6 protein-coding genes and 1 tRNA gene are annotated in these 9006 nt (G+C 63.9%); 3 read left to right on the forward strand and 4 right to left on the reverse strand.

Annotated features, from left to right (window positions below; all coding sequences use genetic code 11):
• Nucleotides 1-78 precede the first annotated feature (78 nt).
• Nucleotides 79-1410: a 30S ribosomal protein S12 methylthiotransferase RimO gene (gene rimO, locus ACGLHT_RS27720; RefSeq protein ID WP_013973825.1), complete on the reverse strand. Its 1332-nt coding sequence runs from the start codon at nt 1408-1410 to the stop codon at nt 79-81.
• Nucleotides 1411-1720: 310 nt separating this feature from the next.
• On the opposite strand from rimO, the gene ACGLHT_RS27725 reads away from it, so the two are divergent.
• The 3 genes from ACGLHT_RS27725 (at nt 1721) to ACGLHT_RS27735 (ending at nt 4346) form a co-directional block, all read left to right on the forward strand.
• Nucleotides 1721-1975, forward strand: a complete 255-nt coding sequence (locus ACGLHT_RS27725; protein WP_274121083.1) for a type II toxin-antitoxin system RelE/ParE family toxin — start codon at nt 1721-1723, stop codon at nt 1973-1975.
• Nucleotides 1959-2285, forward strand: a complete 327-nt coding sequence (locus ACGLHT_RS27730; protein ID WP_085590701.1) for a helix-turn-helix transcriptional regulator — start codon at nt 1959-1961, stop codon at nt 2283-2285. The genes ACGLHT_RS27725 and ACGLHT_RS27730 overlap by 17 nt, the downstream gene beginning before the upstream one ends.
• A 150-nt stretch (nt 2286-2435) precedes the next feature.
• Nucleotides 2436-4346, forward strand: a complete 1911-nt coding sequence (locus ACGLHT_RS27735; RefSeq protein ID WP_137164658.1) for a potassium transporter Kup — start codon at nt 2436-2438, stop codon at nt 4344-4346.
• Nucleotides 4347-4734: 388 nt separating this feature from the next.
• Here ACGLHT_RS27735 and ACGLHT_RS27740 read toward each other — a convergent pair whose 3' ends face one another.
• From ACGLHT_RS27740 to ACGLHT_RS27750, 3 genes are all read right to left on the reverse strand, one after another.
• Entirely contained in the window at nt 4735-6027 is a 1293-nt protein-coding gene (locus ACGLHT_RS27740) for a virulence factor family protein (RefSeq protein ID WP_137164657.1), read from the reverse strand.
• Nucleotides 6027-8669, reverse strand: coding sequence for a bifunctional lysylphosphatidylglycerol flippase/synthetase MprF (gene mprF / locus ACGLHT_RS27745; RefSeq protein ID WP_085665253.1), 2643 nt, complete (start codon nt 8667-8669; stop codon nt 6027-6029). Before mprF ends, ACGLHT_RS27740 begins: the two co-directional genes overlap by 1 nt.
• 260 nt (nt 8670-8929) lie before the next feature.
• Nucleotides 8930-9006, reverse strand: a tRNA-Met gene (locus ACGLHT_RS27750).

The raw sequence follows: 9006 nt of genomic DNA on the forward strand, positions 1-9006 counted from the left end.
ATGCCTGTCAGATAGCGTCAATGGGGCCGCGAAGCGGCCCCAAATTACATAACTGACAGGCATTATGTTCCAGCGCGATTAAATGGGTTCAGCCCACATGTCGTATTCGTCGGCATCCACCACGCGGCAACGCACCTTGTCACCCGGCTTGAAGCCGTGGTCGCCATCGATGAACACGCTGCCGTCGATTTCCGGGGCATCGAAGAAGCTGCGGCCAACCGAACCTTGCTCTTCCACTTCATCGATCAGCACGTCGATTTCCTTGCCGATGCGCAGTTGCAGGCGGGCGGCGCTGATGGCCTGCTGGTGGGCCATGAAGCGGTCCCAGCGGTCCTGCTTGACGTCGTCCGGCACTTCTTCCAGGCCCAGGTCGTTGGCCGGGGCGCCTTCCACCGGCGAGTACTGGAAGCAGCCCACGCGGTCCAGCTGGGCTTCGGTCAGCCAGTCCAGCAGGTACTGGAAGTCTTCCTCGGTCTCGCCCGGGAAGCCGACGATGAAGGTGGAGCGAATCACCAGCTCCGGACACTGCTCGCGCCAGTTCTTGATACGTGCCAGGGTGCGGTCTTCGAAGGCCGGGCGCTTCATGGCCTTGAGCACTTTCGGGCTGGCGTGCTGGAACGGGATGTCCAGGTACGGCAGGATCTTGCCGGCGGCCATCAGCGGGATCACGTCGTCGACGTTCGGGTAAGGGTACACGTAGTGCAGGCGTACCCAGGCACCCAGGCTGCTCAGGGCTTCGCACAGCTCGAGCATGCGGGTCTTGACCGGGCGGCCGTTCCAGAAGTCGGTCTTGTACTTGACGTCGACGCCGTAGGCGCTGGTGTCCTGGGAAATCACCAGGATCTCCTTGACCCCGGCCTTGACCAGGCGCTCGGCCTCGCTCAGCACTTCGCCGACCGGGCGGCTGACCAGCTTGCCGCGCATCGACGGGATGATGCAGAAGCTGCAGCTGTGGTTGCAGCCTTCGGAAATCTTCAGGTACGCATAGTGGCGCGGGGTCAGCTTGACGCCCTGCGGCGGTACCAGGTCGATCAGCGGGTTGTGGTCCTGGCGTGGCGGCACCACTTCGTGCACGGCGTTGACCACCTGCTCGTACTGCTGCGGGCCGGTGACCGACAGCACGCTCGGGTGCACGTCACGGATGCTGCCTTCCTCGACACCCATGCAGCCGGTGACAATGACCTTGCCGTTTTCCTTGATCGCTTCGCCGATTACTTCCAGCGACTCGGCCTTGGCGCTGTCGATGAAGCCGCAGGTGTTGACCACCACCACGTCGGCGTCCTCGTAGGTGGGCACGACTTCATAGCCCTCCATGCGCAGCTGGGTCAGGATGCGCTCGGAATCGACCAGGGCTTTTGGGCAACCCAGGCTTACGAAACCTACCTTGGGGGTGGCGGGCGTGGTGGACATGACTAACCTCGGTATTGAATGCAGGTCGCCCGACCGGAATCGGGGGCGATCTTGACGGGCGCTTTTGGCGCCTCTGATCAAAAAGTGCGCAATTCTAGCGAGCGCAGGGTCGCTTGACCAGCAGAAATGCGACGAACGCTGCGCTATGCCAGCCAACCATAAGTTGCTTGCTCGGCAAAACCTCGAAACACAGCCTGGCAATGGTTCCCCTTGAATCAATAGACCCCGCCCGTCACCCTCGTCTGCGCCGATGAAACCTTTTCTTGAACTTATTCGATTCTTATAGTTTTCTTATAAGACTGGCGTGGAAATGAATACGATCAACTGGTCACGCAAAGCTGTGAAGCAACTCAGGAAAATCGACAGGATTGATCAGTCAAAGGTCTACGATGCTGTTCAGGCATTGATGCACATGCCGCACGTTCAAAACATCAGGGCGCTGGTCAATCACCATTACGGTTACCGTCTCAGGGTGGGTACCTACCGGATACTTTTCGACTGGGACGGTAGCGTCAAAATTGTCAGCATCGAGGAGGTCAAGAAGCGCGATGAACACACCTACTAACGTACAGATCATCAATGATGCTGACGGGCGTCCTGCCTTCGTCGTGCTGCCGTATGCCGATTATATCGCCAGCCATCCGCAACCGGACCTGGTACCCAATGAAGTCGTTGGCTATATGGTGAAGGACGGTATGACCGCCATTGCTGCCTGGCGCAGGCATCTGGACCTGACTCAGGCTGAAGTTGCCCAGCGCCTGGGCGTCTCGCAGTCGGCGTATGCCCAGCAGGAAGCTGCCGAGCGCCCACGCAAGGCCACTCGCGAAAAGATTGCTGCAGCGTTGGGCATACCCATGCAGTCTCTGGACCTTTAGTTGTAACCGCCAGGTGACCCGCCAGAGGCGCACCAGCAGAAAATCCACGAACGCTGCGCTATGCTTCGGGCCATTGCGTCAGGGGTACCAAGCTTCCGGGCGCAGGTGGGAATTCTACTGGCCTTGCAAGGCCGTCTGCGGGAGTGGTCGATGGTTCAGGCAAGCAGTCACGCCGAGGGCGGGCACGAGGGGAAGCAGGGCGCGACGCGGTCGCTGAGCCTGCTCGTGGCGGCGGTCGGGGTGGTTTATGGCGATATCGGTACCAGCCCGTTGTATACCCTCAAGGAAGTCTTCAGCGGCGGGTACGGAGTACCGGTCAACCATGACGGCGTGCTGGGGATCCTGTCGCTGATCCTGTGGTCGCTGCTGTGGGTGGTGTCGTTCAAATACGTGATGTTCATCCTGCGCGCCGACAACCAGGGCGAGGGCGGCACCATGGCACTGACTGCACTGGCGCGGCGGGCCACGGCGGCCTACCCGAGGTTGCGTACGCTGATGGTGGTGTGCGGGTTGATCGGCGCTTCGCTGTTCTATGGCGACAGCATGATCACCCCGGCGGTGTCGGTACTGTCGGCGGTGGAGGGCATGGGGCTGGCCTTCGAAGGCATCGATCACTGGGTGGTGCCGATTTCGCTGGTGGTGCTGGTGGCGCTGTTCCTGGTGCAGAAGCACGGCACCGAGAAGATCGGCAAGCTGTTCGGCCCGATCATGGTTACCTGGTTCGTGGCGCTGGGCGCGCTGGGGGTGCATGGCATCTCGCAGAGCCCGGAAGTGCTCAAGGCATTCAACCCGGTCTGGGCGGTGAACTTCTTCGTGGTTCACCCCGGCATGGGCGTGGCCATCCTCGGCGCGGTGGTGCTGGCGCTGACCGGTGCCGAGGCGCTGTACGCCGACATGGGCCACTTTGGCCGCAAGCCGATCGCCCGCGCCTGGTTCATCCTGGTGCTGCCGGCGCTGGTGCTCAACTACTTTGGCCAGGGCGCGATACTGCTGCAGAACCCGGAGGCGGCACGTAACCCCTTCTACCTGCTGGCGCCGGGCTGGGCACTGCTGCCGCTGGTCGGATTGGCCACCATGGCCACGGTGATCGCCTCGCAGGCGGTGATCTCGGGGGCCTTCTCCCTGACCCGCCAGGCCATCCAGCTGGGTTACATTCCACGCATGCAGATCCAGCACACCTCCAGCGACGAGCAGGGGCAGATCTACATCGGTGCGGTGAACTGGGCGCTGATGGTTGGCGTGGTGCTGCTGGTGATCGGCTTCGGGTCGTCCGGCGCCCTGGCGGCGGCCTACGGCGTGGCGGTGACCGGTACCATGCTGATGACCACCCTCCTGGTCTCGGCGGTGATGTTGCTGCTATGGAAGTGGCCACCGGTGCTGGCGGTGCCGATCCTGCTGGGTTTCCTGTTTGTGGATGGGCTGTTCTTTGCCGCCAACGTGCCGAAGATCATCCAGGGCGGGGCCTTCCCGGTCCTGGCCGGCGCTGTGCTGTTCCTGTTGATGAGCACCTGGAAGCGCGGCAAGCAGATCCTGATGGAGCGTATCGACGAAGGCGCGCTGCCGCTGCAGCTGTTCATCAGCAGTATCCGCATTCAGCCGCCGCACCGGGTCGAAGGCACGGCGGTGTTCCTCACGGCGCGCTCCGATGCGGTACCCCATGCGCTGTTGCACAACATGCTGCATAACCAGGTGCTGCACAGCCAGGTGGTGCTGCTGACGGTGGTCAGCGAGGATCGGCCACGGGTGCCGGAGCAGGAGCGCTTTGAGGTGGAAGCCTATGGCGACGGGTTCTTCCGCGTGTTGCTGCACTTCGGCTTCATGGACGAACCGGACGTGCCGGCGGCGTTGAAGCTGTGCCACTTGGAAGACCTGGATTTCAGCCCGATGCGCACCACCTTCTTCCTCAGCCGCGAGACCGTGATCGCCTCACGGCTGGAGGGAATGTCGCGCTGGCGGGGCAACCTGTTCGCGTTCCTGCTGAAGAATGCCAACGGCAACTTGCGCTTCTTCAACCTGCCGCTGAACCGTGTGATCGAGCTGGGGACCCAGGTCGAGATCTGAGAGGCAACACAGATTTCAAGGCAGTACCCGTCCCATGTGGGAGCGGGCGTGCCCGCGAAGCCGGCAACTCGGTGTAGGGCACCGGCTTCGCCGGTGTTCGCGGGCATGCCCGCTCCCACATGGACCGCATAGCTTTCAAAGCTTGCGCTGTACCTGCGGGAGATTGCCCAGCCCTTTGGGCTGCGCTGTCGCGCAGATAACTGGATTCGCAAGCGATCCTCGTACCCTGTGGGAGCGGCTTTAGCCGCGAAGAATCCAACGCGGTGCATGGCACCGGCTGCGCCGGTGTTCGCGGCTAAAGCCGCTCCCACAGGGTCTCTGCTAAATCAATGAGTTATGTGCAGTTCTATGAGAGCGGGTTTACCCGCGAATGGGCTGCAAGATCTTATCAGTTCTGCTCAGCCACGCTGGACTTGCCCTGGCGCGTCTCGATCTCGCCGATCAAGCGCTTGGCCAGTGCCGGGTAGTTTTCGTCGAAGTGGTGCCCCCCCGGCAGCTTCAGGCGTTCACCCACCGCAGTCTTGTCGGTGCAACCGCTCTCGTCGGTTTCTTCCACACCATACACGCACACCACCTTGGAGGCCGGCAGCCTGGCCATTTCCGGCCCGGTTGGCGCTTCCTGGCCTTCCTTGCCCAGCCAGCCCTCGACTTCGATCTCGAAACTGCCGCTGCGGGCAAAGGCCAGCAGCATCACCGCGTCGATACGCTGCTGGTCCTCGGCCGGCAGGCGGTTGTAGATCGCCGGCAGCACGTCGGCACCGAACGAATAGCCGGTCAGCACGAAGCGCTTGGTGCCCCACTTCTGCCGGTAGTGCTGCATCAGCTCGGACAGGTCGGCGGCGCTTTGTTCCGGGGTCTTGTGCTGCCAGTAGTAGCGCAGTGTGTCGATGCCGACCACCGGGTAGCCAAGCTTGGCCATTTCCCCGGCCACGTCGCGGTCCAGGTCCCGCCAGCCGCCATCACCGGAAAGGAACAGGGTGACCGTGTCGGTGGTCTGCCCGGCTGGCACCTCGACCACCGGGATGGCCAGGGCGTTGCCGTCGTGGCCGACCAGGGCCTGGGTCAGCTGGGCCTTGAGCACTTGTGGCAGGTGAATGTCGTAGTCGCTGATGCTGGTTTCGGCATTGGCCTGGTCGCGCACGAAGGCGGCGCTGGCGTCATCCGGGTTGTCGTTCCAGGCGACGTTCCAGTGGCCGTGGGCGGCCGACTTCGGCAGCGCTGCCTGGCAGCCGGGCTGTTCCAGGCTGAAGTCCACGGAAATCGCCCGCGCCTTGTCGTTGTTCTGGCTGGCCAGCCAGCGCCACGCCTGAGAGGCGCCAGGGCCGATACCGGCGACCAGGGTCGGTTTCTCCGGCAGCTGTCCCATGGCCTGGTCCAAGGCCTGTTGCTGCTTGCTGCAGTCGTTGGGCGGCAGGATCACCTGCACCAGTTGCGCTTCGCCAGCCTGGGCCAGATCCAGCAGCTGCCTGTCGGTCAGCGCCTGGTCCTGGGGTACACCGATGGCCACTCGGGCCTTGGGGTGCACGCCTGGGGTCACACGGGTGATGCGGGTGTCATTGATGCTCAGTTGTTCCAGGCGTGCCTCGGGGGCAGGGCGGGTCCATAGCCAGAACGCCAGCGTGCCTCCCAGGGCGGCCAACAGCAGGGGAACCAGCAGGTACAGCCAAAAGCGTCGGGTCATCAACGTTTCACCAATCCAGTCAGGCCGCCTGCGATCAGGGCGGCGGTGTCGGCCAGTGCCACCAGCGGGTCGAGCCCGGCCGGCACGGCCATGTAGCGGGGTTCCCAGTCCGGTTGGAACTTGTCCTTGAAGCGTCGAAGCCCCTGGAAGTTGTACAGCTGCTCGCCACGGCGGAACACCATCGAGCCCAGGCGCTGGGTCAAGGGCGCGCCACGCCGCGGCTGCAGGCCGGAAAGCGGCACCATGCCCAGGCTGAAGCGGGCGTAGTCATGGCTTTTGTAGTGCAGGATCAGGCCGATCATCATGAATTCCATGGTCAGCTTCGGGGCCTCGGGGTGCGCACGCATCAGGTCGAGGCTGGCCAGTTCGTTGCCATGGGTTTCCAGCAGGTTGGCGAAAGCCACCGGGCGGCCCTGGAAGCGGATCAGGGCAATGCGAAAATGCTGCAGGTATTCAGGGCTGAAGCGCCCCAGCGAGAAGCCTTTCTCGCGCACGTTCTTGCTGCCAAGCCAGGCGTCGGAAATTTCCTTCAGCTCTGCCAGCGGGGCATGCCCGGGTTCGTGGATTTCCAGGCTCAGGCCGTCACGGCCGCCACGGTTCCAGGTGTAGCGCAGGTCCTTCATCTCCTTGCCCTTGGCTTCGAGGTCGAAGCGGCGCAAGTCGACCCGGGCTTCTTCGCCCAGCTTCAGCGCGGTCAGGCCGATGTCCATGTAGAACGGCAGGTTCTCGGCGCGCACCTGATAGAACACGGGGCGGGCATGGTGCAGGTCGCACAGGTCGCGGAATTGCCAGATCATCTCGGCGCGCTCCTGGGCCGGGCCGATCGGGTCGTACAGCGCCACCAGGCTGCGGCCGCGACGGGCATACATGAGGAAGGCGTTGTCGCGAGGGTGGAACAGCAGCGCCTTGTCGCCGGTCAGGGCCAGGCCGCCATCGGGCTGGTCGGAGGCCAGCAGAATGCGGTTGGCACGCAGCAGCTCTTCTTCGTCAGGCAGGTGGATCACCGGTGGTGCGGTGCGCAGCAGCCAGGTCAGGGCCACGGCCGCCAGCAGCACTGCGCTGCCCATGGCGGCGCGCAGGCCACGCGGGGCATCGGCATCGAGGGTGAACTGCCACCACAGCTGATGGCTGTAGGGCACATCCTGGTAGGCGAACAGCAACAACCACACCGATGCGCCGACCACACAGGCGCTGGCCACCAGAAACACCGGCGAGAATGGCAACTCGAGCAAACGGCTGGGGCGGTAGAAGGAACGGCGGAACAAGGCGAGCAGGGCGGCAGTGAGGGTCAGCAGGCAGGCCTCTTCCCAATCGAAGCCCTTGAGCAGCGACAGCAGGGCGCCGACCAGCAACAGCACGGTGGTCAGCAGCCAGGCGGCGGACAGGCGCCGGCGCAGGCCCTGGGCCAGCAGCAGGCACAGCACGCCGATCAGGCTGGCGCCGAAGTGCGAGGCGTCGATCAGGCGGTGCGGAACCAGGAAACCCATGTGCTCCAGGCGGGTGTCGATCTCGGGCGTGGCCCCGGAGAACAGCAGCACCACCCCGGACAGGAACACCAGGATCGACAGGATCGGCGCGGCCAGCCCGGAAGCGGCCTTGATAGCCTGTTGCGCGAACAGCAGGCGCCGGGCCTCGTTGGCCAGCAGCAGCACGCAGGCCAGCAGCAGCGGCAGTACCACGTAGATCAGCCGATACAGCAGCAGGGCCGCTGCCAGCGGCGCGGCGCCGAGTTGGTCGGCAAAAGCTGCCAGCAGGATCGCTTCGAATACCCCGACGCCGCCCGGTACGTGGCTGAGCACACCTGCGGCCAAGGCCAGCAGGTACACCAGCACAAAGGCACCGAACGGCGGTGCTTCGGGCAGCAGCAGGTACAGCACGGTGGCAGCAGCGGCGACATCCAGTGCGGTGATCAGCAATTGCAGGGCTGCCAGGCGTGCGCCAGGCAGGCGCAGTGTGCGGCGGCCCAGTTGTACCAGCAGGCTGTTGGCCAGTGGTTGCTCAGCCAGGCGCCGGCGGTACAAGCCGAACACTAGCACGCTGCATACCAGCAGCACGGCTATTGCGACACCCGCCAGCAAGCCAGGCGCCAAACCCAGTGCGGCAGACGCCGCCGGCAGGTCGCTCAAGGTCGCCAAGGCGGCCAGGGGCGGCAGCGCGCAGCCCAGTGACAGGCTGGCAAAAACGGTCATCCGTGCAACTTCACCTGCGCCAACCCCCTGGCGTGCATACAGGCGGTAGCGCACCGAACCGCCCGAAAGCATCGACAGGCCGATGGCGTTGCCGATGGCAAAGGCGCTGAAACCGCCCAGCGCCAGGCTGCTCGCCGGCAGCTTCACGCCGGCATAGCGGCTGGCCGACCACTCGTAGCCCAGCAGGACAACGAAACCGAGCACGGTAGCCAGCAAGGCGCCAAGTAACGACTGGGGCGGGACGCTGAGCATGGCATCGTGCAAGGCATAGATGTCCAATTCGCTCAACAGGTGGCGGCAGGCGATCAAGGCCATGGTGAACAACACCAGGGTCACTACCAGGCCGATGGGCTGGCGGTAGCGGCTCAAGCGTTCGAGCAAGGGCAGGCGTTGCACCGCGCCGGGTAGCGCCGAGGCAAGCGGCACCGGGGGTTCGGGGTTGTGCGAAGTCATGGATTGCCCCGGGCTTGCAGCGCGAGGTGAGGGAAAGGTGTGGCCAAGTGAGAGTCCCTTAGGAAAACGTATCCAATGTTACTCCGGCCTCAAGCGCTTTCAGCGGCCTGGCAGGGTTAAAGATAGTTCATCCTGGGCACGACCTCTCAAGCCTGGGGGTTGGCTGGAGGGCGGGGGAATTGGGGGCGACGAAAAGCAGGAGGGGAAAAGCAACAAACCCCGCGCTGCTGTTACACAGGCGGGGTTTGTTCTGACGAATATGGTTGCGGGAGCCGGATTTGAACCGACGACCTTCGGGTTATGAGCCCGACGAGCTACCAGGCTGCTCCATCCCGCG

It is taken from the genome of Pseudomonas sp. PsB (genome assembly GCF_043658375.1).
Taxonomy (GTDB): Bacteria; Pseudomonadota; Gammaproteobacteria; order Pseudomonadales; family Pseudomonadaceae; genus Aquipseudomonas; species Aquipseudomonas putida_Z.